The organism is Saccharothrix sabaoui, from assembly GCF_051756985.1.
Classification (GTDB): Bacteria; Actinomycetota; Actinomycetes; order Mycobacteriales; family Pseudonocardiaceae; genus Actinosynnema.
Map to the genome: position 1 here is coordinate 24,917 of NZ_JBPKJK010000019.1, position 26,330 is coordinate 51,246.

General features: G+C 72.6%; 21 protein-coding genes, 1 tRNA gene and 1 riboswitch. Of the genes, 11 read left to right on the forward strand and 11 right to left on the reverse strand.

Annotation, left to right across the window (positions count from 1 at the left end):
• Positions 1–13 precede the first annotated feature (13 nt).
• Complete coding sequence (lipA, locus tag ACR807_RS08480; protein WP_438920656.1) at positions 14–1,021, forward strand: lipoyl synthase; 1,008 nt, start codon at positions 14–16, stop codon at positions 1,019–1,021.
• Here the strand turns inward: lipA and ACR807_RS08485 are convergent.
• From ACR807_RS08485 to ACR807_RS08520, 8 genes are all read right to left on the reverse strand, one after another.
• Positions 993–2,027, reverse strand: coding sequence for a saccharopine dehydrogenase family protein (locus ACR807_RS08485; protein WP_438920710.1), 1,035 nt, complete (start codon positions 2,025–2,027; stop codon positions 993–995). The genes lipA and ACR807_RS08485 overlap by 29 nt on opposite strands.
• Positions 2,028–2,060: 33 nt before the next feature.
• Entirely contained in the window at positions 2,061–2,348 is a 288-nt protein-coding gene (locus tag ACR807_RS08490) for a PEP-CTERM sorting domain-containing protein (protein WP_438920657.1), read from the reverse strand.
• Positions 2,349–2,438: 90 nt separating this feature from the next.
• Complete coding sequence (locus ACR807_RS08495; protein ID WP_438920658.1) at positions 2,439–2,828, reverse strand: hypothetical protein; 390 nt, start codon at positions 2,826–2,828, stop codon at positions 2,439–2,441.
• Positions 2,825–2,998: a hypothetical protein gene (locus ACR807_RS08500; protein ID WP_438920659.1), complete on the reverse strand. Its 174-nt coding sequence runs from the start codon at positions 2,996–2,998 to the stop codon at positions 2,825–2,827. The genes ACR807_RS08495 and ACR807_RS08500 overlap by 4 nt, the downstream gene beginning before the upstream one ends.
• 918 nt (positions 2,999–3,916) lie before the next feature.
• The gene (locus ACR807_RS08505; protein ID WP_438920660.1) at positions 3,917–5,629 is read right to left on the reverse strand and encodes a hypothetical protein; all 1,713 of its coding nucleotides are present in this window, start codon (positions 5,627–5,629) and stop codon (positions 3,917–3,919) included.
• Between the two features lie 334 nt (positions 5,630–5,963).
• Positions 5,964–6,038, reverse strand: a tRNA-Val gene (locus ACR807_RS08510).
• A 58-nt stretch (positions 6,039–6,096) separates the two neighbouring features.
• Complete coding sequence (locus ACR807_RS08515) at positions 6,097–6,555, reverse strand: peroxiredoxin (protein WP_438920661.1); 459 nt, start codon at positions 6,553–6,555, stop codon at positions 6,097–6,099.
• 83 nt (positions 6,556–6,638) lie between these two features.
• On the reverse strand, positions 6,639–7,070 hold the full coding sequence (locus ACR807_RS08520; RefSeq protein ID WP_438920662.1) for a DUF3052 domain-containing protein: 432 nt from the start codon (positions 7,068–7,070) through the stop codon (positions 6,639–6,641).
• 262 nt (positions 7,071–7,332) lie between these two features.
• Between ACR807_RS08520 and aceE the strand changes: the two genes are divergently transcribed.
• The 3 genes from aceE (at position 7,333) to ACR807_RS08535 (ending at position 13,539) form a co-directional block, all read left to right on the forward strand.
• The gene (gene aceE / locus ACR807_RS08525; RefSeq protein WP_438920663.1) at positions 7,333–10,119 is read left to right on the forward strand and encodes a pyruvate dehydrogenase (acetyl-transferring), homodimeric type; all 2,787 of its coding nucleotides are present in this window, start codon (positions 7,333–7,335) and stop codon (positions 10,117–10,119) included.
• A 182-nt stretch (positions 10,120–10,301) separates the two neighbouring features.
• On the forward strand, positions 10,302–12,314 hold the full coding sequence (locus ACR807_RS08530) for a substrate-binding domain-containing protein (RefSeq protein ID WP_438920664.1): 2,013 nt from the start codon (positions 10,302–10,304) through the stop codon (positions 12,312–12,314).
• Between the two features lies 1 nt (position 12,315).
• Positions 12,316–13,539 (forward strand): extracellular solute-binding protein, encoded by a 1,224-nt coding sequence (locus tag ACR807_RS08535; protein ID WP_438920665.1) that lies wholly within the window; start codon positions 12,316–12,318, stop codon positions 13,537–13,539.
• Here the strand turns inward: ACR807_RS08535 and pnuC are convergent.
• Both pnuC and ACR807_RS08545 read right to left on the reverse strand, forming a co-directional pair.
• Positions 13,536–14,165, reverse strand: a complete 630-nt coding sequence (gene pnuC, locus ACR807_RS08540; protein WP_438920666.1) for a nicotinamide riboside transporter PnuC — start codon at positions 14,163–14,165, stop codon at positions 13,536–13,538. The genes ACR807_RS08535 and pnuC overlap by 4 nt on opposite strands.
• Positions 14,166–14,223: 58 nt before the next feature.
• Positions 14,224–14,347, reverse strand: a riboswitch (FMN riboswitch).
• Positions 14,348–14,641: 294 nt separating this feature from the next.
• Positions 14,642–16,186 (reverse strand): alpha/beta fold hydrolase, encoded by a 1,545-nt coding sequence (locus ACR807_RS08545; protein WP_438920667.1) that lies wholly within the window; start codon positions 16,184–16,186, stop codon positions 14,642–14,644.
• Positions 16,187–16,304: 118 nt separating this feature from the next.
• Between ACR807_RS08545 and ACR807_RS08550 the strand changes: the two genes are divergently transcribed.
• From ACR807_RS08550 to ACR807_RS08575, 6 genes are all read left to right on the forward strand, one after another.
• Complete coding sequence (locus ACR807_RS08550) at positions 16,305–17,480, forward strand: PucR family transcriptional regulator (RefSeq protein ID WP_438920668.1); 1,176 nt, start codon at positions 16,305–16,307, stop codon at positions 17,478–17,480.
• 170 nt (positions 17,481–17,650) lie between these two features.
• On the forward strand, positions 17,651–18,613 hold the full coding sequence (locus ACR807_RS08555) for an ACP S-malonyltransferase (RefSeq protein WP_438920669.1): 963 nt from the start codon (positions 17,651–17,653) through the stop codon (positions 18,611–18,613).
• Positions 18,610–19,587, forward strand: a complete 978-nt coding sequence (locus tag ACR807_RS08560; protein ID WP_438920670.1) for a beta-ketoacyl-ACP synthase III — start codon at positions 18,610–18,612, stop codon at positions 19,585–19,587. Before ACR807_RS08555 ends, ACR807_RS08560 begins: the two co-directional genes overlap by 4 nt.
• 61 nt (positions 19,588–19,648) lie before the next feature.
• Entirely contained in the window at positions 19,649–19,888 is a 240-nt protein-coding gene (locus tag ACR807_RS08565) for an acyl carrier protein (protein ID WP_438920671.1), read from the forward strand.
• Positions 19,885–21,120, forward strand: coding sequence for a beta-ketoacyl-[acyl-carrier-protein] synthase family protein (locus ACR807_RS08570; RefSeq protein ID WP_438920672.1), 1,236 nt, complete (start codon positions 19,885–19,887; stop codon positions 21,118–21,120). Before ACR807_RS08565 ends, ACR807_RS08570 begins: the two co-directional genes overlap by 4 nt.
• 37 nt (positions 21,121–21,157) lie before the next feature.
• Positions 21,158–22,585, forward strand: coding sequence for an acyl-CoA carboxylase subunit beta (locus ACR807_RS08575; RefSeq protein ID WP_438920673.1), 1,428 nt, complete (start codon positions 21,158–21,160; stop codon positions 22,583–22,585).
• 96 nt (positions 22,586–22,681) lie between these two features.
• Here the strand turns inward: ACR807_RS08575 and ACR807_RS08580 are convergent, their stop codons facing one another.
• Positions 22,682–23,260 carry a hypothetical protein gene (locus ACR807_RS08580; protein WP_438920674.1) on the reverse strand — a complete coding sequence of 193 codons (579 nt, stop codon included), beginning with the start codon at positions 23,258–23,260 and terminating at the stop codon, positions 22,682–22,684.
• 511 nt (positions 23,261–23,771) lie between these two features.
• Between ACR807_RS08580 and lanKC the strand changes: the two genes are divergently transcribed.
• Positions 23,772–26,306: a class III lanthionine synthetase LanKC gene (gene lanKC / locus ACR807_RS08585; protein ID WP_438920675.1), complete on the forward strand. Its 2,535-nt coding sequence runs from the start codon at positions 23,772–23,774 to the stop codon at positions 26,304–26,306.
• The last annotated feature ends 24 nt before the right edge of the window (positions 26,307–26,330 follow it).

A 26,330-nucleotide genomic window follows, 5' to 3' on the forward strand; every position in this document is an offset into this window, starting at 1 on the left:
TAAGGTCGGTGACGTGACCGTCGTACCTGAAGGTCGGAAGCTGCTGCGGCTCGAAGTCCGCAACAGCCAAACGCCCATCGAGAAGAAGCCCTCCTGGATCAAGACCAAGGCGAAGATGGGCCCCGAGTACCGGGAGCTCAAGGGTCTGGTCAAACGCGAGGGCCTGCACACGGTGTGCGAGGAAGCCGGTTGTCCCAACATCTACGAGTGCTGGGAAGACCGCGAGGCCACCTTCCTGATCGGTGGCGAGCAGTGCACCCGCCGCTGCGACTTCTGCCAGATCGACACGGGCAAGCCGGCCGACCTGGACCGCGACGAGCCCCGGCGCGTGGCCGAGTCCGTGCAGGCCATGGGCCTGCGCTACTCGACCGTGACCGGCGTGGCGCGGGACGACCTGGAGGACGGCGGCGCCTGGCTGTACGCGGAGACCGTGCGGCAGATCCACGCGCTGAACCCCGGCACGGGCGTCGAGCTGCTCATCCCCGACTTCAACGCGGTGCCCGAGCAGCTGGCCGAGGTGTTCTCCTCGCGCCCCGAGGTGCTCGCGCACAACCTGGAGACCGTGCCGCGGATCTTCAAGCGCATCCGCCCGGCGTTCCGCTACGAGCGGTCGCTGGAGGTCATCACGGCCGCCCGCGAGGCCGGCCTGGTCACCAAGTCCAACCTGATCCTCGGCATGGGCGAGACGCCCGACGAGGTCACCGAGGCGCTGTCCGACCTGCACGACGCGGGCTGCGAGATCATCACGATCACGCAGTACCTGCGGCCCTCGCCGCGCCACCACCCGGTCGAGCGGTGGGTCAAGCCGGAGGAGTTCGTGACGCACAAGGAGACCGCCGAGTCGATCGGCTTCTCCGGCGTCATGGCGGGCCCGCTGGTCCGCTCCTCCTACCGCGCGGGGCGGCTGTACGCGCAGGCCGTGCAGAAGCGCGGCGACGTGCTGCCGGACAACCTGCGCCACCTGCTCGACGCGGGCGGCGCGGCGCAGGAGATCACCTCGCTGCTGTCGTCCCGCCCGTAGGGCCGTCGACCACCACGCCGTCCAGCCCCCGGACGTAGTCCGCACCGAAGGCGCTGGACGGCGTGTGCGCGCCCGCCGGGACGGTGGAGACGCGCCGGGCCGCCGTGACCACCGAGTCGGCGGTGAGGTCGTAGGCGTTGGGCCCGGTGAGCGCCACGCGCACCCGGTTGCCGTCGTCGTCCCACGCCTCGCCGAACACCTCGCTGCGCGTGCGCGCCCGCGTGCCCGCGTCCGGTCCGCCGATCCGCTTCGCCAGCGCCTTGCCGAGCTTCTGCGCCACCGGCGTGCGCAGCAGCGGCGCGGTGAACGGCTGGAGCTTGCCGAGCAGGCTGGGCACCGTCGTGAACGTGGTGACGTTCGGGATGCCGGTCGAGCGGTGGGCGGTGCTCACGTCGCCCCACGGGATCGCCCCGACGTCCCGCGCCCGGTCCCGGAAGTGGGCCGTGCGCCTGCGGTGGCCGAGCGGCACGCCCCGGATCACCCCGTCCACCCGCGCCCGCCCGCCGCCGCCCGAGCCCTCGACGGCGGTCAGCGCCGTGCCCGCGCTGGCCCCGCCCTGGACGACGAACGCGAGGTCGAGGTGCGTGGCGGACGGCAGGGCCTGCTTGAGCATCGCCGCGGCGCAGTCGGTGGGCACGACGTCGAACCCGACGCCGGGCAGCAGCACCACCCCGGCCTCCCGGGCCTCCTCGTGCCGGGCGGCCACGGCCTCGAAGACGTCGATCTCGCCGGTGATGTCGAGGTAGTGGGTCCCGGTGGCCAGGCACGCGTCCACCATCGGCGCGGAGGTGGCCGAGAACGGCCCGGCGCAGTGCGCGACGACGTCGACGTCCCCCAGCGCCCCGGCGGCCTCCGCCAGGTCGAAGACCCGGTACTCCAGCCCCAGCCGCTCGGCGACGGGCCGGACCCTGTCCGCCGAGCGCCCGGCGAGCACCGGCTGTTCCCCGCGCGCCACCGCGAGCTCGGCGACCAACGTCCCGGTGAAACCGCTGACCCCGTACACCATCCACGTCACGGGTCGGACCCTACCAACGGGTAGCTACAAGCGCCGCCGACGCACCACCGCCGCCCCCACGACCAGCAGCAGCCCCACGACGGTCACGGGCGCGGCCCACGCCAACCGCTCCACCCGGAGCCGGGAGCAGATCTCGACGAACGCGGCCCCCTCGGCCTCGACCGCGACCTCGTCGTAGGCCATGCCCACGCTGTTGCCGCAGGAGACCGGGAAGCCCGAGGGCGCGTCGGTGTCGAGGGGCAGCAGCATGATCAGGAGCCCGGCCAGGAAGAACGCAACACCGATCACCGCGGCGACGACCCTGGGCGACATGGCGACAAGTTACGGGCTAGGAACACCCCGGTACAGGGGAATGTCACAAATGGGGAACGGCGGGCACCCTCCGCTGCGCCCGATGCAGCCTCAGCCGCGCCGAACGGACACGCGGGACCACGCGGAACGGGCCACGAACGTCCCGCCGGCGTTCAGCACGACCAACTCCCCCACCCGCACGCACCCGCTCTCCGACCGCGCCAGCTCCTCCACCAGCCGCACGACCCGACCGAGCCCCGGCACCCCCGCCACCACCCCGCGCACCGCGCACCCGATCCGCTCCACCGCGGCGCGGGCCTGGACCCCCGACCCGGGCCGCCGGCACCGCGCCACCCTGAACGCCCCGACCGGCGTCGGCACGGCACCGACGACGTCCAGGCCGAACGCGTCGAGCACGTCGACGAGCGCCAGCTCGACCGCGCTCACCCCCGCCTCCCCGGAGAGCCGGATGGTGACGGGGAGCAGCACCCGACCGTTCACCGGACCACCCCGGCGGGCACGCCGACCTCGACGAGCAGGACGTGCGAGTCGTCCTCGCGACCACCCACGCCCCACAGCTCCAACAGGCTGACGACCGCGCGGCGAATCCCCTCACCGGTGTCGCGGGGCAACCCGACCGGCAGTTCGGCGCGGATCTCGAATGAGCACATGGCCGTGGATCATCACGTGGCGCCCGCGGTCCGCGTAAGTCCCGGATGGTAGGGCGATCGGCACCCGAAGCCCCACCGGGGCCCGGACCGTCCCGGAGCCCGCGACGCGGGCAGGACCCGTTCGACGGAGATTCCCGAGGTAAGGGTGCTCGCGATCGGCACGGGGCCCGTCGGATGAGCCGGCCGGAGGTGCGCGGAACACCTCTCCCGGAGGACCGGTGGTCCGCAGGAACAGCGGGATCGGACTCAATGATCAATCGTTCGGGTGACTCCCGAACAGGTCTTCGACACAACCCGACCGCCGGCAGGGCAAGACGTGCCGACACCCGAACCTGCGGCGCGCCGGTCCGGGGGTGATGCCGCCAACCGCCACTTCCCGGGGTCGGACGGATCAAGAGCCGAAGCATGTGGAGGGCGCGGCTCAGCGGGAGTCGTCGGAAAACCACGCTCGACCGGTACCGCGCCGCCGATCTCGGCAGCGGGAGGTGCGCATCCCCACGACCGCCGACAACCGTCTTCAGCGTCCGCGCGCCTTCGCGCCCGGACTGCGGTCCGTCAACTCGCCGGTGTCTGCGTCGGGGTCGGGGACGCCTCGGGAGACGACCGGTAGACGTCGTCGATCTCATCGAGCCCTTGGTACATGTCACTGGCCGACAGGGTCGGAACACCAGGAGGGGACGTCCACGTGTGCGCCGGCACGAAATAGCCTGACGGTTGGTGATCGGACTGGGCACCCGCGCTGATTAATCGGGAGAACTGCAGCATGAGCCACCTCACCGGTTCGATAAATCGTGAGACCGATTCATTTTCGCCACTGTGCGTCGCCTTGCTTTCCATCACATCCCTTCCCATCCCCCCGACAGGATTTTTCCCGGAACTTCGGCGCGATCGTAACACGAAAGTTGTCATTTGTATACACTACTCCGCTTTTTTCGTAAGTAGATAAGAATATTCCCACGTTCGGATGACGCACTGGTAGGTGATCCGGACTGCGTTCGCCAGAGCCAGACAGACGATGATCGCCCACCCGAGATCGGTGACCCAGAAGATGGAGTTGCCGCCGAACACCCGCGGCCACTCACGCGTGGACCCGAAACTTTTGTGGAGCATGAACACGGCCGTGCCGGCGATCGAGAGCGCCGCTGTCACGACCAGCGACACGCGAGCCGACAGGGTTCCCTCCAGCAGCTTCCGAGAGGGGGCGTCGAAGCCGAGCCACGTGGCGGCGATGGCCGGGAACGCGAGCAGGAAGGCGGGCGCGTCGGTGCCGGGGTCCGGGAACCGGGAGTTGACGAAGCCGACGAGCCACAGGATCACCAATCCCGCCAGTGCCGTGATGGTCGCCCTCAGGATCGACCCCGGCGGCACCTCGAAGAACCGCAACCGCACGACCGGCCTCTCGTCCTCCCTGAAGGTCGGCATGTAGCGGGTGTAGAAGTGGGCGTGCGGTTGACCGAGACGACGACGGAAGCGGCAGTGCGGCCGGGTGGGCGCGGAGTCCGCCGAACGCTTCAGGATGTCACCCGCGCCCTCGATCCTCTGGTGGGCCAGGTACAGGTCATCGGGAGCGTGGACGTGCAGGTGGTAACTCTCGCAGGTCGCCGCGTTCGCGATGTCCAGGTTCAACTCCACGGGACGCGCGCCGAACACGATGCGGACGAATCCCGAGAACGACCAACGCCGCTTCGACTTGTCGCTCCCGAACTTCACACCGGGGGTGAGCGTCAAGGTGTACTTGAAGCGGTGCCGCCGCATCTCCCCCGCCTCGTCGATGCACGCCACGATCGCGAAGTGCGTGATCAGCTGTTGCACGAAGAGCACGGCGATGTGACGGACCTTCTCGTTCGCGACGGGCAGTTTCAGGATCTCCTCGGCGGCGCTGAGGTCCGGGGGCGTGTCGGACCTCGTGTCCCGGCGCCTGACGATCGCCTGCACGGCCAGCAGTTCCGCCTGCCGGGCACCGTTGGGCAGCACCTGCCCCTGGTGGAACCCGTGCGCGGACAGCAGCAAGATGTGGAGGACCTTGGTGGCCAGGCTCAGGTACTGCCGGTACGACAACCACTGCGTCTCCTCGTCATTGGCGTGCAGGATGTGGAAGTCGTCCAGGAGTTCCCCTTTCTGGTTCAGCACGACCGGGACGTAGACGGTGCCATCCATGCTCCCCAGTCTTTTCGGGATGTCGAGGTCGACGGTGGCCGCCTTGCGCAGGGTCCGCCGATCCGGGGTGAACTCCTCGACGACCCGTCGGCGGAACGTCGCCGGCCGGATGATGGCCGACGCGAATATCTTCGCCTGGTTCGCGGTGACGTCAGTGGACTGCTCGGCCTGTTCCAACAACACCGTCGCCCTGCTTTGCGGCACCTCGTGCAACTCGAACGGCTCCTCCGGCCCGGCCCTGAAAGGGCGCACGTGGAACCACGCCGTGTAGAAGACCAGGCAAACGGCGGTCAGCAGGACGAGCAGGATGAGGTCCTGGGCACCGTGGCCGCCGTGGCGGACCACCGACGCCACCATCACCGCGTCGATCAGCACCAGGGCCAGCAGCACCCCGGCCGACGCCAACTTGAAGAAGCCTCGTAACACACGCATCCCCGCATGATCGGCGTTGATTTCGCTGGACTGTCGAGACACTTCCGCCGAACGTTACTTCCGCATTTTTGCACGAACAGGTGCATAGTCGACGGAATACGATTCCGGGTCATCGCGCATGATGCACGGGCAGGCGCTTGCCCGGCGTTCGTCCTCGACGGAGGAGCCGTTCCGCACCCGACACGACCGCATGCGAATGGTGCACCACCGGACAACGCCGTTCCTCCGCAGATGTGCGGGGAACTTTCGTGGACCCACCGCCCACCGGGGGGACAGGTGGGCTGCGAAGCACGAGCGCGACAGCGCTGCGGTACGAAGCCGCCGACGAGGGGAGCGGAACCGAGGGCGTGCCTCGGGGGTGCACCCCGTACCGACGTGGTGGGCGCGGCAGGATTCGAACCTGCGACCGCTCGGGTGTAAACCGAGTGCTCTTCCGCTGAGCTACGCGCCCTTCCCGACCCCCGGGGTGCCCCGGAGCGGCCGGATGCCCACCCGGGCGGTCCTGGAGCCTAGGGCAAGGCCGCCACGGCCCTCTTCCACGCCTCCTGGTCGCGGGGTTCGCCCGGGGCGTTCACCTGGGTGTAGCGGACCACCCCGGCGACGTCCACGAGGAACGTGCCGCGGACCGCCATGCCGGACTTCTCGTCGAACACGCCGTACGCGCGGGCGACCTCCCCGTGCGGCCAGAAGTCGGACAGCAGCGGGAAGCCGTAGCCCTGTTCCGCCGACCACGCCTTCAGGCTGAACGGTGTGTCCACCGACACACCCAGCACCTGCACGTCCTCCCCCTCGTAGGCGGCCAGGTCGTCGCGCAGCCGGCACAGTTCGCCGGTGCACGTGCCGCTGAACGCGAACGGGTAGAACACGAGCAGGACGTGCTTGGACCCGCGGAACGACGACAGCGCGACCCGCTGCCTGTTCTGGTCGTTCAGCGTGAAGTCGGGCGCGGGTCCACCCACCTCGACCACGTCGGCCCCTTCCTCGGCAGAACCCCGGCAACGGGCCCCCCGAACGCACGGGAGCCCGTCCACGAGCCTAGGTCATGCGGGTCTCAGCGCTTGACCTTGACCGACTTCGGCGTCACGAGGCGAGTGGCCGACCAGTCGCCGCTGAGGTTGATGTTGGAGGTCTGCGCGAGGCCGGCGGTGGACGCCGCCTCGGCGATGTCGCTCGGCTCGACGTGCCCGGACCTGCCGGTCTTCGGCGTGAGCACCCAGATCAGGCCCTCGTCCGCCAGCGGTGTCGTCGCGTTGATCAGGGCGTCCGCCAGGTCGCCGTCGCTCTCGCGCCACCACAGCAGGACCACGTCCACGACCTCGTCGGCCTCTTCGTCGAGCAGATCACTCCCGACCCGCTCTTCGACCGCCGCACGGAGGTCGTCGTCGACGTCCTCGTCCCAGCCGATCTCCTGGACAACGGTGCCCGGTTCGATCCCGAGCCTGTCGGCGACACCGATCTTGCCGGCGTCTTCCGCGGCGACCACGGCTTCCACTCCTCCAAGTACACAACAGCGGCAGTCGGGGTACGACTGCCGCGCGGATGTCACTACCAGTCGCGGACAGCGAACACTGTCAGCCCCGCCACGCGCAACCGTAAGGGCGAAGACACGCCGCATCGGGTACCCCAGGGTGCGGGCCCCTCACCCCATGAGGCACGCTCTACATACCTCCTATTCGCGCGCGCGAGGGACACGATCCAGAACTACTCACCGGTAGCGGTGACGGGAGCGTGTCCACGAGACGACGATGGGAGCCGAGAAGACATCGGAACGAGGAGATCCCTTGGCCCCGCAGAACCCCCCCGAGCGGGTACGCGTCATCCGTGACGGTCTGGCCGCCCACCTCCCGGACATCGACCCGGAGGAGACCGCGGAGTGGCTGGAGTCGTTCGACGCCGCGCTCAAGGGCGGCGGGCAGCAGCGCGCCCGCTACCTGATGCTGCGCCTGCTCGAACGGGCCAGGGAGAGCCACGTCGGCGTCCCCTCGCTGACCAGCACGGACTACGTCAACACCATCCCCACCGAGCGCGAGCCGTGGTTCCCCGGTGACGAGGAGGTGGAACGCCGCTACCGCGCGTGGATCAGGTGGAACGCGGCGATGACGGTCCACCGCGCCCAGCGCCCCGGCGTGGGCGTCGGCGGTCACATCTCGACCTACGCGTCCTCCGCGAGCCTCTACGAGGTCGGCTTCAACCACTTCTTCCGGGGCAAGGACCACCCCGGCGGCGGCGACCACGTGTTCATCCAGGGCCACGCCTCCCCCGGCGTCTACGCCCGCGCGTTCCTGGAGGGCAGGCTCTCCGAGAACCAGCTGGACGGCTTCCGCCAGGAGTTCTCGCACGCCGGACCGGGCGGCGGCCTGCCGTCGTACCCGCACCCGCGGCTGATGCCGGACTTCTGGGAGTTCCCGACCGTGTCCATGGGCCTCGGCCCGATGAACGCGATCTACCAGGCCCGGTTCAACCGCTACCTGCGCGACCGCGGCATCAAGGACACGTCCGACCAGCACGTCTGGGCGTTCCTCGGCGACGGCGAGATGGACGAGCCGGAGTCGCGCGGCCTGCTCCAGATCGCCGCGAACGAGCAGCTCGACAACCTCACGTTCGTGGTGAACTGCAACCTCCAGCGCCTCGACGGCCCGGTGCGCGGCAACGGCAAGATCATCCAGGAGCTGGAGTCGTTCTTCCGCGGCGCGGGCTGGAACGTCATCAAGGTCATCTGGGGCCGCGAGTGGGACTCGCTGCTGCACGCCGACCGCGACGGCGCGCTCGTCAACCTGATGAACACCACGCCGGACGGCGACTACCAGACGTACAAGGCCAACGACGGCGCGTACGTCCGCGAGCACTTCTTCGGCCGCGACCCGCGGACGAAGGACCTGGTCACGCCGATGTCGGACGACGAGGTGTGGAACCTCAAGCGCGGCGGCCACGACTACCGCAAGGTCTACGCGGCCTACAAGGCGGCGGTCGAGCACCACGGCCAGCCGACGGTCATCCTCGCCAAGACCATCAAGGGCTACGGCCTGGGCCCGCACTTCGCGGCGCGCAACGCCACGCACCAGATGAAGAAGATGACCCACGAGGACCTCAAGCTCTTCCGGGACAGCCTGCGCATCCCGATCGAGGACAAGGACCTCGACCCGTACCTGCCGCCGTACTACCACCCCGGCAAGGACTCCCCGGAGATCCAGTACCTGCTGGAGCGGCGCAAGCAGCTCGGCGGGTTCGTGCCGGAGCGGCGCACCAAGTCCAAGGCGCTGGTGCTGCCGGGCGACAAGGTCTACGACGTGATCCGCAGGGGTTCGGGCAAGCAGGAGGTCGCCACCACGATGGCGTTCGTCCGGCTGGTCCGCGACCTGGCCAAGGACTCGGAGATCGGCAACCGGATCGTGCCGATCATCCCGGACGAGGCGCGCACGTTCGGCATGGACTCGATGTTCCCGGCGCAGAAGATCTACAACCCGAACGGGCAGATGTACACCTCCGTGGACGCCCAGCTGATGCTGGCGTACAAGGAGTCGGAGCAGGGCCAGATCCTGCACGAGGGCATCAACGAGGCGGGCTCGACCTCGTCGTTCACCGCCGCCGGCACGTCGTACTCGACGCACGGCGAGCCGATGATCCCGATCTACATCTTCTACTCGATGTTCGGGTTCCAGCGGACCGGTGACGGCCTGTGGGCGGCGGCGGACCAGATGGCGCGGGGTTTCGTGCTGGGCGCCACGGCGGGCCGCACGACGCTGACCGGCGAGGGCCTCCAGCACGCCGACGGCCACTCGCTGCTGCTCGCGCACACCAACCCGGCCGTGGTGGCGTACGACCCGGCGTGGTCGTTCGAGGTGGCGCACATCGTCAAGGACGGCCTGCGGCGGATGTACGGCGAGGACGCCGAGAACGTCTTCTACTACATGACCGTCTACAACGAGCCCTACCAGCAGCCGGCCGAGCCGGCGGACCTGGACGTGGACGGCCTGCTCAAGGGCCTCTACCGGTACCGGGTCGCGGAGGGCGGCGACGGGCCGCGGGCGCAGCTGCTGTCCTCGGGCGTGGCCGGGCCGTGGGCCGTGCGGGCGCAGCGGATGCTGGCCGAGGAGTGGGGCGTGCGGGCCGACGTGTGGTCGGCGACGTCGTACTCGGAGCTGCGCCGCGACGCGGTCGAGGCGGACCGGCACAACCTGCTGCACCCCGACCGGGAGCCGCGCGTGCCGTACGTGACGCGGGCGCTGGCCGACGCCGAGGGCCCGGTCGTGGCGGTGTCGGACTGGATGACGGCCGTGCCGGACCTGATCCGGCCTTACGTGCCGACGGACATGACGACGCTGGGCACGGACGGGTTCGGCTTCTCCGACACCCGCCCGGCGGCGCGCCGGCACTTCCTGGTCGACGCCGAGTCGATCGTGGTCGCCACCCTGGCCGCGCTGGCGAGGCGCGGCGAGGTGTCCCGGGACGTGGTCGTGGAGGCGGCGCGCAAGTACCGCATCGACGACGTGGCCGCGGCGGGCCCGTCCACCTCGGACGCCGGCCTGGCCTGACCGGGCGGCACGACGAACGGAGGGGCGGTCCCGCGCGGGGCCGCCCCTCCGGCGTCCCCGCCCCTCCGGCGTCCCCGCACCGCATTAATGCGGCCGACCAGCGGACCACCGCGAACCTCCCGCGATCGGTGTGACCAACCCCATAGACTGCGCGGGTTCGCCGGCATCCGACGAGGGGGCTGATGGGGACGCCGCAGCACGCCCTGCACCGCACCGTGCTGGCCGTCGACGTGTCCTCCTTCGGGCGGCGCGCGTCCAACGGCCAGGGCGAGACCAGGCGCGGCCTCTACGCCGCGCTCGTCGGCGCCTTCGACGCGTGCGGCCTGGACTTCGCGGCGACGCACCACGAGGACCGCGGCGACGGCGTGCTGGTGCTGATCCCGCCGGACGTGGCCAAGAGCCGCCTGGTGCGGCTGCTCCCCGAGGCGCTGGCGGGCGAGCTGCGCCGGCACAACGCGACGCACCACGAGGACGCCTCGATCCGGCTGCGCGTGGCGATCACCGCGGGCGAGGTGCGGCACGACGAGCACGGCGTGGTCGGCGGCGACGTGAACCTGGCGTTCCGGCTGCTGGACGCCGAGCCGCTGCGCCGGGCCCTGGAGCGCACCGACGACGTGCTGGCCCTGATCCTGTCGCGCCGCTTCCACGAGGACGTGGTGCGCGACGACCCGGCGGTGCCGGCCGGGTCGTTCCGGCGGGTCGAGGTCCGGGTGAAGGAGGTCCGCGACCACGCCTGGCTGCGGGTCACCGGGCCGGTGGCCGCGCCGGTCGCCGCACCGGGGTCCCGCCACCGCTCCCGGCACCGCCGCAGGCGGCCGACCCCGCGCCGGGCCGCCGCGGGGCTGGTCGCGGTGCTGCTGGGGATCGCCGTCACGGACGCGTCCGCGGCGGCGCCGCCGGTCGTGCCGCCGTGCCCGGCGCCGGTGCAGCTGGTCGTGCTGACCTCGCGGGACAAGGAACCGGCGGTCACGAACACCGCGGTGGAGTTCGAGGAGCAGTCGCGCGGGTTCACCGAGCGCGGCTGCAAGGGCGCGAGCGTGCAGGTCACGACCGGTTCGTCGGCGCACGGCGCGGCGGCGGCGCTGGCCGGCGGCTGGGAGGGCGGGCAGGACCTCACCGAGCAGGGCGCGCAGCCCCACGTGTGGCTGCCGGACGCGTCGTTCGAGGTCGACCGGGTGCTGGCCGCGCTGGAACGCTCCCCGGACGTGCGCGTCCGACTGGACCGGCGGCCCCCGATCGCCCGCTCGCCCGTGGTGGTCGGCGCCTCCCCCGAGCTGGCCGAGCGGATCGGCGAGGGCGACCGGGACGTGCGGTGGTCCGCCGTCGACCGGGTCGCCGCGCCGGACGCGTCGGAGGGCGCGGGCGTGGCGGCGGTCGCGGCGCTGGTGCACGGGCGGCTGGGCGGCGTCCCCCCCACCGCGCCCGGTGCGGCGCTGGCGCTGCGCGGGCTGGTCCGGCGCGGCGCGGCGGGCACGCCGCCGTGCACGGGGGACGTGGTCCTGGTCGCGCCGGAGCAGGAGGTGGCGGGCACCCGCGGCTGCCGGCTGCTCTACCCGGGCGGCGGGCTGGTGGTGCTCGACCACCCGTTCGTCGCGGTGAGGTGGGCGGCGCTGCCCGAGAACCCCCGCAGGCAGCGCGTGGTGGACCTGTTCGAGGCCCACCTGCGCGACGACGGGGCGCAGGCCGCGTTCCGGCGCGAGGGGTTCCGCGACGCGAACGGCGCGCCGGGGCTGGTGGGCGAACCGCGGCCCGGACCGCCCCCGGACGTGGTCGAGGTGGGCGACGGCGAGGCTTTGCGGCGGGCGTGGGCGGCCGCGGTGGCGCCGGTGGCGGTGGCGGTGGTCTCGGACGGCTCGCCGGACGCGGTGGCGTTCGCGGCCTCGCTGGAGGGCCTGCTCGGCCCGGGGGACCGCCTGGACGCGGTCGCGCCGGGGCCGGGCTCCCTGGAGGAGGCGGTGCGGCGGGAGGCGGGCGCGGTGGTGCTGTTGGCGGCCTCCCCGGCGCCGCGGCAGGCACCGGGGACCAGCGCGCCGGTCCGGGTCGTCGCGGTCGGGTTCGGCGACGGGGCCTGCGACGTCTCCACGGCGCTCTACGCCGCCGCGAAGGCCCACGACGGGGACTGCGCCGAGGTGGACGCCTCGGCGGACCCCCAGAGCGCCCTGGAGACCGTCGCACGGGGGATTTGGGGGGTGTGACGTGATCAGGTCGCTCGTGGCCCTGGTGCTGCTCCTGACGGCCTGCACGGGCCCTTCCGGCGAGCCGCGGGGCGGCCGGGGCGCGATCACGTTCGTCGACGGCCTGGACACCTCGGCCGGCGAGCAGGTCACCGGGCTGGTGGCGGCGTGGAACGCCGCCCACCCGCTGGAGCCGGTGACGTTCAAGGAGATGGCGCAGTCCACCGACGTGCACCGGGCCCAGCTGATGGCGCGGTCCCAGGACCTCGCGGGCGTGCGCGACCCGCGCTACGACGCCCAGTGCTACGACGTGATGAACCTGGACTCGGTGTGGACCGCGGCGTTCGGCGGGTCCGGCTACCTCGAACCGCTGCCCGCCGACGAGTTCGGCGCGGACGGGATGCTGGAGCAGGCGCTGGTGAGCGCGCGGGGCGACGGGGACCGGCTGTGGGCGGTGCCGTGGCGGGTGGACGCCGGGCTCCTGTACTACCGGAAGGACGTGCTGGACCGGGAGGGCGAGGAGCCGCCGCGCACGTGGGCCGAGCTGGAGCGGTTGGCGTCGGAGCTGGGGCCGAAGCACGGCCTGGCGGGCTACGTGGGCCAGTTCGCCGAGTACGAGGGCGTGACGGTCAACGCGCTGGAGGCCGTCTGGGCGCACGGGGGCGACCCGCTGCGGCCCGACGGGCCCGGCGCGAAGCAGGGCGTCGACGTCCTGGCGCGCGGGTTCGCGGAGGGCTGGATACCGCGCGAGGCCCTGGACTACCGGGAGGAGGCGAGCCGCGTCGCGTTCCAGTCCGGCCGGGCGCTGTTCATGCGCAACTGGCCCTACGTGCGGCCCCGGCTGGACGACGGCCGGGACTCGGCGGTGGTCGGCAAGTGGGAGGTCACGCGACTGCCGGGGCCCAGCGCGCTGGGTGGCTGGAACCTGGCGGTGTCGCGCTGCTCGGCGAACCAGGCGACCGCGCGGGCGTTCATCCGGTTCCTCACCGGCACGCCCACCCAGCGCATGCTCTACCGCGCCGCCGGGTGGGCGCCCAGCCTGGAGGCGCTGTACCGGGAGGAGGACACGGGCCTGGTCGCCGAGGCGGTGCGGGACGCGAGGAGCCGCCCCACCTCGGCGCGCTACGACGAGCTGACCAGCGTGATGCGCCAGCGGTTCCGGCTCGCGCTCCAGAACCCCACCGCCGTGGACAGCCTCCTCGACGGGCTCGCCGAGGAGGTCCGCGGGGTGCAGGAGGGCCGTTAGGCGGTCTTCACGGCCCGCGCCGCGGTCTGCTTGGCGGCGCGGTTCCAGTCGAGCCAGCCGCGGACCACCAGGACGGCGAAGATCGTGTAGACGAAGGCGCTGAAGTACAGGCCCGAGCCCAGTTGCAGCGGCACGCCGATCGCGTCCACCACGAGCCAGACCAGCCAGAACTCGACCATGCCGAGGCCCTGGAGGGTGAAGGCCAGCACCGTGCCGACGAAGATCGCGGCGTCCGGCCACGGCGCCCAGCTGGCGTCCAGGGCGTCGAGGACCAGCGCGAACGCGGTCGTGCCGACGACGAACGCGACGCCCACGGCGACCCGCTCGCGGACGGTGCCCCTGCGGACGACGACGCCGAACACGGGGTCGCGCCGGCGGGTCCACGCCCACCAGCCGTAGAGGGTGATCAGCGCGATGACGACCTGCCGCGCGGCCGTGCCGCCGAGCTGGGCGGACAGGTAGACCACGAACAGCAGGGAGACCGACACCAGCTGCACGGGCCAGGTCCAGATCGTGCGGCGCTGCGCCAGGTAGACCACGACCAGCGCGAACACCTGCCCGGTGAACTCGGCCCAGGAGACCTTCTGGCCGAACACAGTGAAGCCGTGCTCCAACAAGACGTGCACCGCGTCCTCCATCCCCGACAGGCCGGTCCGGGGCGACGGCGCGCGGGCACGCCGACGGCACGCGCGCCTACCATCCGGACTTTCACCGTCGGCCCCGGAATCCCACCGGGTCAACCGCCCTGGTGGGCGGGTCGCGGGCTGTCACCGCCGGTTCGGACTTCCACCGAGCCCCGGAGCGCATGTCTTCTCACCCGCGTGAACACCGCCGGGGGCGTGCCTGTTCCCCCGGCGGGGAAAACCACACGGTCGGACGCGTCACGTGACCGGGAGTGCCGGGACCGGCCTCCGGTCGTCCGTTCCGGGAACGCGTCCGGTCACGTTCACCCGGCAACCTGAAGTGGTGGCACGAAAGAGTGACTGACGTGGCGTTTTCCGCCGGAACGGTCCAGAGTGGAGTCACCGGTGGGGACCGGGGAGAGGGAAACCCCCGGCGCGAGGTTCTCGCGCCGGGGGTTTTCGCGTGGGGCCTCGTCCGATCAGCGGCGGGCGGGGCCCAGCGCGAGCGCGTCGAGGTAGTCCTGGGCGTGCTGCGGCGCCACGGCGGCGGCCGGGTCCGGTCGCGGGGCACCCGGGCAGGTGGAGCTGCTGGCCGGCAGCACGCCGTCGAGCAGGTAGCGGTCGACGACCCGGTTCACGCAGGCGTTGCCGGTGCCGTAGATGCCGTGCCGGCCCTCGTCGACGACGGTGACGAGGTTGTGCCGCAGGGCCTCGGCCATCGCCGGGCCGCTCTCGTACTGGGTCTGCGTGTCGCCCTCGGCCTGCACGACCACGCCCACCGGGTAGCCGTCGCGGTGGAGGCGCACCGGCCGCTCGGGCGGGGTGAAGCTGCGGAACGTGCAGTTCATCGGTGCCGCGCGCACCACGCCGAAGCCGTACGGGTAGCGGTCGCGGAAGACGCGCATGTCCTCGTAGTAGGTCTCCAGGTCGGTCGGCCAGTCGGCCTCGCAGAGCACCGTGGTGAACACGCCGGACACGAGGTCGTCCTCGGCGCTGCGGGTCATCGGCTCGATGGCCGCGGCCGGCTCGCCCGCCTTGAGCCGCGCGACCGAGTCGGCCATGTCCGCCCACAGTGGACGGTAGCGGGTGCCGACGCCGACCGCGGCGTCGAAGTGGGTGCGCGCCTGCACGCCCGCCGGGGTGGCGGCGAGGGACTCGGCCACGCCCTCCAGGCCGACGAGCACCTGCTCCGCGGTCGTGCCGAGCCCGAAGCGGTCGTGGTGCCCGGCCACCCAGCCCGCCCACGCCTCGACGTTGCGCCGCAGGGCGACCGCCTGGGCGCGGAACTGCTCGCGCCAGATCCACTCCGGGTGCACGGCCGAGTCGAGCACGCTGCGGTCGAGCCGGTCCGGGAACAGCGTGCCGTAGACCGCGCCCAGGTAGGTGCCGTACGAGTACCCGAGGTAGTTGATCTTCTCCTCGCCCAGCACGGCCCGGATGACGTCCACGTCCCGGGCCGTGTTCGGGGTGTTGACGAACGGCCGGATGCCGCCCGCGGCCTCGCGGCAGGCGTCCTCGGCGGCACGCGCCTCGGCGGCCCACTTGGGGAACTCGCCGTCCCCCGGGCGGCTGTCGACCGAGGCGATCGACGGGACGGTGCGGCAGTTCAGCGCGGTCGAGCCGCCCACGCCGCGCGGGTCGAAGCCGATGATGTCGTAGGCGCGCGCCAGCTCGGTCCTGAGCAGGTAGGCGGGCATGGCCAGGCCGGAGCCGCCCGGTCCGCCGGGGTTGACCACGAGCACGCCGCGCCGCCGCGCGGGCTCCGTCGCCCGGCTGCGGCTGACCACCAGCGAGATGCGCTCCCCGCGCGGGTTGCGGTAGTCGAGCGGCAGCACGACCTCGGCGCACTCCAGCACCTGCTCGCACGGCGACCACGTCGGCCGCTGCGCGTGGAACTCGGCGAGCGGGTCGGGGGCCGCCGCGCCCGGCGGCTCCGGTGTCCCCGACGGTGTCCCGAACGACGGCACCACGGTCGTCGCCAGGACCGCGGCGACCACCACTCCGACTGACACGTACCTGCGCACGGGAACACCCCTTTCGCTCACCGGTCCGGTTGCCACCGAACGTAGGACCGCCGGCGTGCGCCGTCAGGGCGAGTCACTCCTTCGTGGGCGGTCCCGGCCGGCGTGCGATCGTGGGCGCATGAGCAGTCCCACCGCGCTGTCGCGGGCCACGTTGCGAACCCTGCGCCGGGCGTCGGGCGACCTGGCCGCGGCGAGCGTGGCCGAGATGGAGGAGCGCCTGCCGTGGTTCCGGCGGATGCCCGCCGACCAGCGCGCGGGCGTGCTGCTGCTGATCCAGAACGGCGTGGCCGGGTTCGTGTCGTGGCTGGACGACCCGCAGCAGGCGATCAGGCTGACCGCCGAGGCGTTCCGGGCCGCGCCGAAGGACATCTCGCGGTGGGTGAGCCTGCGGCAGACCGTGGAGCTGGTGCGGATCGCGCTGGAGCTGTTCGAGCGGCAGCTCCCGCAGCTCGCCGGGAACGACGCCGAGCGCGCCCTGCTCAGCGAGGGCGTGCTGCGCTACGGGCGGGAGATCGCGTTCTCCGCGGCCACCTCGTACGCGGCGGCGGCCGAGGCGCGCGGCGCGTGGGACGCCCGGTTGGAGGCGCTGGTCGTGGACGGCATCGTCCGCGGCGACGCCGAGGAGTCGCTGCTCTCCCGGGCCACCGCGCTGGGCTGGGACCCGGCGGCGGAGGCGACCGTGCTGGTGGGCAACCCGCCGTCGGACGACCCGCCCGCGGTGGTCTTCGAGGTGCGCAGCCGGGCCGCGCGGATCGGCCGGCCGGTGCTGCTGAGCGTGCAGGGCTCGCGGCTGGTGGTGGTGCTGGGCGGGGAGACCGAGCGGGCCGACGCGCTGGCCCGCGTGTCCGAGGCGTTCGGCCCTGGGCCGGTGGTGGCGGGGCCGACGGTGACGAGCCTGGCCGACTCGCACCGCAGCGCGAGCGACGCGCTGTCCGGGCTGCGGGCGGTGGTGGGCTGGCCCGCGGCGCCCCGCCCGGTGCGGTCGCTCGACCTGCTGCCGGAGCGGGCGCTGGCGGGCGACCCGGAGGCCGAGTGGCAGCTGGTGGACCGGGTGGCGCGGCCCCTGGAGGAGGCGAGCGGCGCGCTGCTGGAGACCGTGGACACCTTCCTGGAGGTGGGCGGCGTGCTGGAGGCGTGCGCGCGGAAGCTGTTCGTGCACCCGAACACGGTGCGTTACCGGCTGCGGCGCGCGACCGAGCTCACGGGGCGCAACGCCAACGACCCCCGTGACGCGCTGGTGCTGCGCATCGCCCTGTCCGTGGGGCGCCTGGCCCGCGCTCGCGGGTTGTGGTGACCCCCGACCGGGTGTGATCGGAAACGCACATCCCATTTGGGGTGGTATGCGTCTTCATATACAACACGCGACGTCGTTGGACGGTCATCTCCGAGTCACATTTGTAGGAACCCCACAACGCTGGGTCCCGGGTTTCGTCCGTGGCGGCATGCCCCCGAACGGCCCGCAGAGTGTTCAGTGAGCGGGTGATCGCGCTCCTCGCCCCCGGACAGGGGTCCCAGACACCCGGCATGCTCACCCCGTGGCTCGACCTCGACGGGGCACGTGAGCGCGTCGCGGCGTGGTCCGCGGCGACCGGCCTGGACCTGGAGCGCCTGGGCACCACCGCCGACGCGGAGGAGATCAAGGACACCGCGATCACCCAGCCGCTCGTCGTGGCGCTGGCGCTGCTGGCCCACGAGGAGCTGCGCCGACGCGTCGAGCTGCCCGCCGACACCGTCGTCGCGGGCCACTCCGTCGGCGAGCTGGCCGCCGCCGCCGTCGCGGGCGTGCTGAGCGCCGACGACGCGGTCGCGCTGGCCGCCGTGCGCGGCGCCGAGATGGCCGCCGCCTGCGCGCGGACCCCCACCGGCATGGTCGCGGTGCTCGGCGGCGAGGAGGACGAGGTGCTGGCCCGCCTGGACGAGCTGGGCCTCGTCGGCGCGAACCGCAACGGCGCGGGCCAGGTCGTCGCCGCGGGCCCGCTCGACGCCCTCGACGCCCTGGTGGCGGAACCGCCCGGTCGGGCGAAGGTCCGCCGGCTCCAGGTGGCGGGCGCGTTCCACACGCGGTACATGGCGTCCGCCGAGGAGGCGCTGCGCGCCGAGGCCGCCGGCATCACCGCCACCGACCCGGTGCTGCCGCTGCTGTCCAACGCCGACGGGGCCGTGCTGACCGACGGCGCCGAGGTGCTGGGCCGACTGATCTCCCAGGTGACCCGCCCGGTGCGGTGGGACGCCTGCCAGGCAACCCTGGCCGGTCGCGGCGTGACCGCGGTGGTGGAACTGCCGCCCGCGGGCGCGTTGACCGGCCTGGCCAAGCGCGAACTGAAGGGCACCCCGACGTTGGGCCTCAAGACCCCCGCACAGCTCGACCAGGTCGTGGAACTGCTGACCCCCTCGGGTGCGTCGGCCGGAGCGGGTGCGTCGCGGTGACCACCTTCTCCCTCCCCACCGGCCCGGTCGGCACCCGCATCACCGGCCTGGGCAGCTACCAGCCGGACACCGTGGTCAGCAACCACGACCTCGCGCAGCGCATGGACACCTCCGACGAGTGGATCCGCGACCGCGTCGGCATCGCCAACCGCCGGGTGGCCAAGCCCGACGAGAAGCTGACCGACATGGCGGTCGAGGCGGGCGCCAAGGCCGTCGCGGACGCCGGGCTCGCCCCGTCCGACATCGGCGCGGTCATCGTGGCCACCTGCACCATGCCGTCCCAGATCCCGAACGCGGCGGCGCAGGTCGCCGACCGGATCGGCGTGAAGGCCGCGCCCGCGTTCGACCTGAACGCCGCGTGCGCCGGCTTCTGCTACGCGCTGGGCACCGCCTCGGACCTGGTCCGGGCGGGCACCGCGCGGAACGTGCTGGTCATCGGCGCGGAGAAGCTCACCGACTGGGTGGACCCGAACGACCGGTCCACCGCGATCATCTTCGCCGACGGCGCGGGCGCGGCGGTCGTCGGCCCGTCCGACGAGCCGGGCATCGGCCCGGTGACGTGGGGCAGCGCGGGCGACCTGGCGGACATGATCCAGGTGGCCGACCGCGACTCGTCCATCTTCCAGGAGGGCCAGTCGGTCTTCCGCTGGGCGACCACGCAGATCGCCCCGATCGCGCTGAGGGCGATCGAGGTGGCGGGCCTGGAGCCGTCGGACGTCGACGTCTTCGTGCCGCACCAGGCGAACCTGCGGATCGTCGAGGCCATCGCGAAGCGGTTGCGCGCCAAGGGTGCGCGCGAGGACCTCGTGATCGCCCGTGACATCGTGGACTCCGGCAACACCTCGTCGGCGTCGATCCCGCTCGCGCTGGACCACATGCGCGCGGCGGGTGAGGTGCGCAGCGGTGACGTGGCGCTGCTCGTCGGCTTCGGGGCCGGCCTGTCCTACGCCGGTCAGGTCGTCCGGCTGCCGTGACCGCTAACCAGAACTCCGGTGGGCAAACCAGCCGGGCCGAGCACGAAAGAAGGGTTTTTCAGTGAGCAACGTGGACATCCAGAAGGGGCTCGCCGAGATCGTCGAGGAGGTCGCCGGTGTCGAGGCGGCCGACGTGACGGCTGACAAGTCCTTTGTGGACGACCTGGACATCGACTCGCTGTCCATGGTGGAGATCGCCGTGCAGGCCGAGGACAAGTTCGGCGTGAAGATCCCGGACGACGAGCTGGCCAACCTCAAGACCGTGGGCGATGCGGTCAACTACATCGCCAGCAACGCATGAGTGGTAGCAACGACGTCGTCGTCACCGGGCTGGGTGCCACCACCCCGCTCGGTGGCGACGTCGCCTCCACCTGGGACGCTCTCCTGGCCGGGCGCAGCGGCGTCCGCACGCTGACGGCCGGCTTCGTGGAGCGCTTCGACCTGCCCGTCAAGATCGGCGCGCCGCTCGCGGTCGAGCCGACCGAGGTGCTGCCCCGCGTCGAGGCCCGCAGGCTGGACCGCTGCGAGCAGGTGGCCGTGGTGGCCGCCCGCCAGGCGTGGGCCGACGCGGGGATCGCCGAGGGCGACGTCGACCTGGAACGGCTGGGCGTCGTGATCGGCACCGGCATCGGCGGCGCGATGACGCTGCTGGACCAGGACGACCTCATCGAGCAGTCCGGCCTGCGCAAGGTCTCGCCGCTGACCGTGCCCATGCTCATGCCCAACGGCCCGGCCGCGCACGTGGGCCTGGACCTGAAGGCCCGCGCGGGCGTGCACGCGCCGGTGTCGGCCTGCGCGTCCGGCGCCGAGGCGCTGGCCTGGGCGTGGCGGATGCTGAAGTCCGGCGAGGCGGACGTGGTCGTGGCCGGTGGCGCCGAGGCGTGCATCACCACGATCACCATGGCGGGCTTCATCCAGGCCCGGACCATGAGCACCCGCAACGACGACCCGACGGCCGCGTCGCGACCGTTCGACGTCAACCGGGACGGGTTCGTGCTCGGCGAGGGCGCGGGCATCCTGGTGCTGGAGCGCGAGGACTTCGCCCGGGCCCGCGGCGCGCGGGTCTACGGCAAGCTCGCGGGCGTCGGCACCAGCTCCGACGGCCACCACATCACGGCGGCCGACCCGGAGGGCATCGGCCAGTCGCGCGCCATCGCGGCGGCGATCCGCACGGCGGGCGTCGACAAGGCGGACGTGGGCCACGTGAACTGCCACGCGACGTCCACCCCGGTGGGCGACGTGATCGAGCCGCTGGCCGTGCGCCGGGCGATCGGCGACCACCCGGTGCTGACCGCGCCGAAGGGCCACCACGGGCACCTGCTGGGCGCCTCGGGCGCGGTGGAGGCGATCACCACGCTGCTGTCGGTCCGCGACGGCATCGTGCCGCCGACGCTGAACCTCCAGGACCAGGACCCGCGGGTCGAGCTGGAGGTCGTCACCGGCGAGCCGCGCAAGGTGGACCTCGTCGCGGCGGTCAACAACTCGTTCGGCTTCGGCGGGCACAACGTCTCGCTCGTCTTCACCCAAGCCTGAGCCGGCCCACCAGAGCTGATCCACGAGGAGCACCACGATGACTGCCCTTGCGTCCCGACCGGCGAACCCGGAGGCGGACGGTGAACCCGACCCGCGCGACCCGGAGGTCAGGCTCGCGCAACTGCTGGACCCCGGTTCCATCGCCCCGTTGAGGCCCCGCGACGGCAGCGGCATGTTCGCCGTGCGCGGCCGGGTCAACGGCGCGAAGGTCGTGGCCTACTGCAGCGACGCCACCCGGATGGGCGGCGCGCTGGGGTCCGAGGGGTGCAGGCACATCGTGGAGGCGATCGACACCGCGGTGCGCGAGCGCACCCCGGTGATCGGCGTGTGGCACTCGGGTGGCGCCCGGCTGCCGGAGGGCGTGGAGTCGCTCGACGGCATGGGCCAGATGTTCGCCGCGATGATCCGCGCGTCCGGCCGGGTGCCGCAGATCTCCGTGGTGGTCGGCCCGGCGGCCGGCGGCGGCGCCTACGGGCCCGCGCTGACCGACGTGGTGATCATGGCCCCGGCCGGCAAGGTCTTCGTGACCGGCCCGGACGTGGTGCGCTCGGTGACCGGCGAGCAGATCGACATGGACGGCCTGGGCGGCGCGGAGGCGCACGGCCGCAAGTCGGGCGTGGTGCACGTCATCGCCTCCGACGAGCCGGACGCCTACGCCCGTGCCCGCCGGATCACCGGCCTGTTCGCCCAGCCGGGCGTGTTCGACCTGCACTCGGTGCCGGACGGGGACGACCTGCGGGCGCTGCTGCCGGAGCAGCCGCAGCGGGCCTACGACGTGAAGCCGCTGGTCAACGCGATCCTCGACGAGGGCTCGTTCGAGGAGTTGCAGGCCAAGTGGGCGCCGAACGTCGTGGTCGGCCTCGGCCGGCTCGGCGGGCGCACGGTCGGCGTGATCGCGAACAACCCGATCCGCAAGGGCGGCTGCCTGGACTCGCTGTCGGCGGAGAAGGCGGCGCGGTTCGTGCGGATGTGCGACGCGTTCGGCGTGCCGCTGCTGGTGCTGGTGGACGTGCCGGGCTACCTGCCGGGCGTCGGCCAGGAGTGGGACGGCGTGGTGCGGCGCGGCGCGAAGCTGCTGCACGCGTTCGGCGAGGCCGTGGTGCCGCGGGTGACCCTGGTGACCCGCAAGTCGTACGGCGGCGCGTACATCGCGATGAACTCGCGCTCGCTGGGCGCGACGGCGGTGTTCGCGTGGCCGATCGCCGAGGTGGCCGTGATGGGCGCCAAGGCCGCGGTCGGCATCCTGCACCGCAAGAAGCTCGCGGCGGTGCCGGACGAGGAGCGCGAGGCGCTGCACGCGAAGCTCGTCGAGGAGCACGAGCGCATCGCGGGCGGCGTGGACCGGGCCATCGCGATCGGCGTGGTGGACGAGGTCGTGGAGCCCACGAAGACCCGGCGCAAGCTGGCGCAGGCCCTGGCGGCGGCGCCCGCCGGCCGGGGCGCGCACGGCAACATCCCGCTCTAGGGAGCCCGCGCGCGGGGAACACAGGTGTCGATGGGGTCGCTCACGTCGGGGGGCGACCCCATCGCCGTGCCCGGGGCCGGGCGGGCCGGACGGGGGTCAGCACGCCTCGTACTGGGACGAGGAGCCCTCGGTGCCCAGGTCGACGCGCCACGCGCCGCCCTCCCGCGCCAGCGGGTACACCACGCGCCACTTGATGCAGTCCGCCGGGAGGTCGAGGGGCGCGCTGGTGACGTCCTGGGTGCTGGTGAACGCCATCATCACGCGCAGCCTGGCCGGGCCGCCCGACTCGATGCGGTGCACGAGGATCGAGCCGTCGGCGGAGGTCTCGTAGTCCGCCGTCCAGCGCGGGCGGAGCGTCGCGCCGACCCGCCGGGCGGTGACGGTCCTCGTCCACTGCTCGTAGTCGTGGTTGTTGATCGAGTCGAAGAACCGCTGGAGCACCTCGCGGACGTGCTCGCCCTCGGGGTGCTGGTAGGCGTCCACGCTGAGCTGGACGGTGCCGCTGCCGGGCTGGGCGCTGCGCGGGACCGGCCCGGAGCTCCCGGTGCCGGGCGCGGCGACCTGGTCGGCCGGCACGACCTCGGGCCGCTGGTACACCTCGCGCGCCGCCGCGCCGACGCCGGCGGTCGCGGCGGCGACCACGAGTACCAGGGGGAGCAGCAGGCGCCAGGACACGTCCCGAGCCTGCCACACCGCGCCGACGGTTCCCGGCGTCACCCGGACGTCGCAGCGCGAACCCCCCGTTCTGCGGTTTGGGACGCGACGGTGCGGATCTCCGTCCGAGTCCGATGGACATTTCCCGCAGCACGCGCACCCCATCGGCGGATCAAGCCCGGGAATTGCGCGGACGTCCCCCGTTGGGAGCATTCCGCAAAGATCGGTGACGATCACCGCGATTCAGTCGGGACCACCTCGAAACGCCTGGTAGGACGCCGGGCGGACATTTGAACGCGAGCGTGCCGTTTAGCGACGGCACCACCGCGCCGACTCACCCGGCCAGAGCTAAACATGGCGTCCGGGTGTTCCTGGACACCCTATGGACACCCGCAGTTCATCTGCGCCCGAAGTGACCTTCACGAACGGACGCACGACCTCCCCGATCTGGTGGATTGGCACTCTGGTGACAAGCGTGCGGGAATATGCCGGTCGAAGAAACCTTCACGAAACGTCCGGGAGGCGAATTCCGGTGGATCTCCGCTACGAGGCTTACTGCTTCGCGGACCGTCTGTTCTACGACGTGCAAAGCCACGCGGAAACCGCCGACGACGATTTCTCACGGGCGCTCCCCGAGCTGCCCCCGGGCTGGTCGCAGGGCGACCGCAACATCTGGCGCCACCTGCACCCGGACGGCGTGGAGCTGCCCGAACAGGGCTGGAAGATCCACGTCTCGGCGACCGTGGTGAACGCGGGCGAAGTGCTGCTGAAGTCCTTCGGGTACCTGACCGCGCGGCGCATCCCGTTCAAATACCTGCGCACGCGGTCGATCGTGCTGGCGCGCAACTCGAAGTACGCCCCGCGCGAGGGCAGCGGCAAGCTCATCACGATCTACCCGGCCGACGACGACCAGTTGGGGATCGTCCTCGCCGAGTTGTCGGAAATCCTGGCCGGGCAGCCCGGCGCGTACATCCTCAGCGACCTGCGCTACGGCTCGGGCCCCCTGTTCGTCCGCTACGGCGGGTTCGTCGAGCAGTGGCTGGAGCGGGACGGCAAGCGCGTGCTGGCCATCAAGGGCCCGGACGGGGCGCTCGTGCCCGACCAGCGCAAGCCGACGTTCTGGACGCCGGAGTGGGTGGCCCTCCCGGCGTGCCTGGAGGAGCACCTGGCCGCGCGCCGCGCCGGCGACGCCGACTCGTTCCCGTACCGGGTCACCTCCTCGCTGCACTTCTCCAACGGCGGCGGCGTGTACGAGGCGGAGCGCAAGTCCGACGGCCGGCCGGTCGTGCTCAAGGAGGCCCGGCCGCACGCCGGCCTGGACCGGGAGAACGTGGACGCGGTGGCCAGGCTGCGCCGCGAGCACGAGGTCCTCACCCGCGTCGCGGGCATCCCGGGCGTGCCGGAGGTGCACGAGCACTTCACGGCGTGGGAGCACGAGTTCGTCGCGATGGGCAAGGTGCCCGGGGTGCCGCTGGGCCAGTGGCTCGGCCACAACTACCCGCTCACCCACCACGAGGTGACCGACGAGGCGATCACCGCGTACACCGCGCGGGCGCTGCGGGTCGTCGCCGAGGTCGAGCGCATCGTGGAGCAGGTGCACGGGCGCGGTGTGGTGTTCTGCGACCTGCACCCGCTCAACGTGCTCGTGGACGACGACGACTCGGTGTCGCTCATCGACTTCGAGCTCGCGTTCGGCGTGGAAACCGGTGGTCGGCCGACGCTCGGCGCGCCCGGCTTCCAGGCCCCGCCGGACCGCACCGGGTTCGAGATCGACGAGCACGCGCTGGCCGCGCTGCGGCTGTACGTGTTCCTGCCGCTCAACGCCGTGGTCGAGCTGTCGCCGGTGAAGCTGGCCTCGCACGTGGAGTTCGCCAGGCGGCGGTTCGGCCTGCCCGACGAGTACTGCGCGAAGATCCTCGACGGGCTCGCGCCGCGGGTGGGCGCCCCCGCCGGGCCCGCGTCGACCGCGCTGGACGTGCCCGAGCCGGACTGGCCCGTGGTGCGCAAGATGATCGCCGCGGCCGTCCTCGCCTCGGCCACGCCGGAGCGCCGCGACCGGCTGTTCCCCGGCGACGTGGAGCAGTTCGAGGTCGGCGGCACCGGGTTCGCCTACGGCGCGGCGGGCGTGCTGCACGCCCTCGACGTCACCGGCGAGGGCCGGTTCCCCGAGCACGAGCGCTGGCTGCTGGACGCGGTGCGCCGCGAGCCGCCGAAGGAGCCCGGTTTCCTCACCGGCGCGCACGGCGTCGCGCACGTGCTGGAGAACCTCGGCCACCACGACCTGGCGGGCGAGCTGGTCCGCTCCTACGCGCAGGTGCTGCCCGACACCGAGGACCACGGCTACAGCGCCGGCCTCTCCGGCATCGGCCTCAACCTGCTGCACTTCGCGACCACCCGCGACGACGACTCGTTCGCCGCGCAGGCCCTGGAGCTGGGCGAACGGCTGGACGCGGCGCTCGCCTCCGCCGAGCCGCCCGGCCCGAAGGCCCGCGCCGGGTTGGAGCACGGGTGGTCCGGCCCGGCGCTGCTCTTCCTGCGGCTGCACCAGCGCACCGGCGACGACCGCTGGCTCGACGCGGGCGTGCGGGCGCTGGAACGGGACCTGGCCGAGACGATGACCGCGCTGGACGGCTCCACCCAGGTCCGCGACGGCAACTTCCGCACCCTGCCCTACGTGGGCGTGGGCAGCGCCGGCATCGCGCTGGTGCTCAACGAGTTCCGCCTCGCCGCGCCGGGCCTGCCCGTCGTCGAGCGGCTGCCCGAGCTGGTCGCGGGCACGACCGGCGAGTTCGTGATCCACCCGGCGCTGATGCTGGGCCGGGCGGGCCTGCTGGCCACGCTCGCCCACGCGGGCGGCTCGCGGACCGCCCTGGACCGGCACCTGGCCGCGCTGGCGTGGCACGCCGTGCCCTACGAGGAGGGCCTGGCGTTCCCCGGCATCCAGCTGCGCCGGTTGTCGATGGACCTCGCCACCGGCGGCGCGGGCGTCCTGCTGGCGCTCGGCTCCGCACTGGACGGCACCCCCGTGCTGCCGTTCCTCACAGCCCCGGCCCTCGCGGGTCGGTAGCACCACCCCTGTCCCCGAACTCCC

Bases quoted from the DNA above. Each gene is read 5' to 3' on its own strand.
- ACR807_RS08485 (WP_438920710.1), bottom strand. From the start codon at position 2,027: ATGGTGTACGGGGTCAGCGGTTTCACCGGGACGTTGGTCGCCGAGCTC.
- ACR807_RS08490 (WP_438920657.1), bottom strand. From the start codon at position 2,348: ATGTCGCCCAGGGTCGTCGCCGCGGTGATCGGTGTTGCGTTCTTCCTG.
- ACR807_RS08500 (WP_438920659.1), bottom strand. From the start codon at position 2,998: ATGTGCTCATTCGAGATCCGCGCCGAACTGCCGGTCGGGTTGCCCCGC.
- aceE (WP_438920663.1), top strand. From the start codon at position 7,333: ATGGGAGCCGAGAAGACATCGGAACGAGGAGATCCCTTGGCCCCGCAG.
- ACR807_RS08530 (WP_438920664.1), top strand. From the start codon at position 10,302: ATGGGGACGCCGCAGCACGCCCTGCACCGCACCGTGCTGGCCGTCGAC.
- ACR807_RS08550 (WP_438920668.1), top strand. From the start codon at position 16,305: ATGAGCAGTCCCACCGCGCTGTCGCGGGCCACGTTGCGAACCCTGCGC.
- ACR807_RS08570 (WP_438920672.1), top strand. From the start codon at position 19,885: ATGAGTGGTAGCAACGACGTCGTCGTCACCGGGCTGGGTGCCACCACC.
- ACR807_RS08575 (WP_438920673.1), top strand. From the start codon at position 21,158: ATGACTGCCCTTGCGTCCCGACCGGCGAACCCGGAGGCGGACGGTGAA.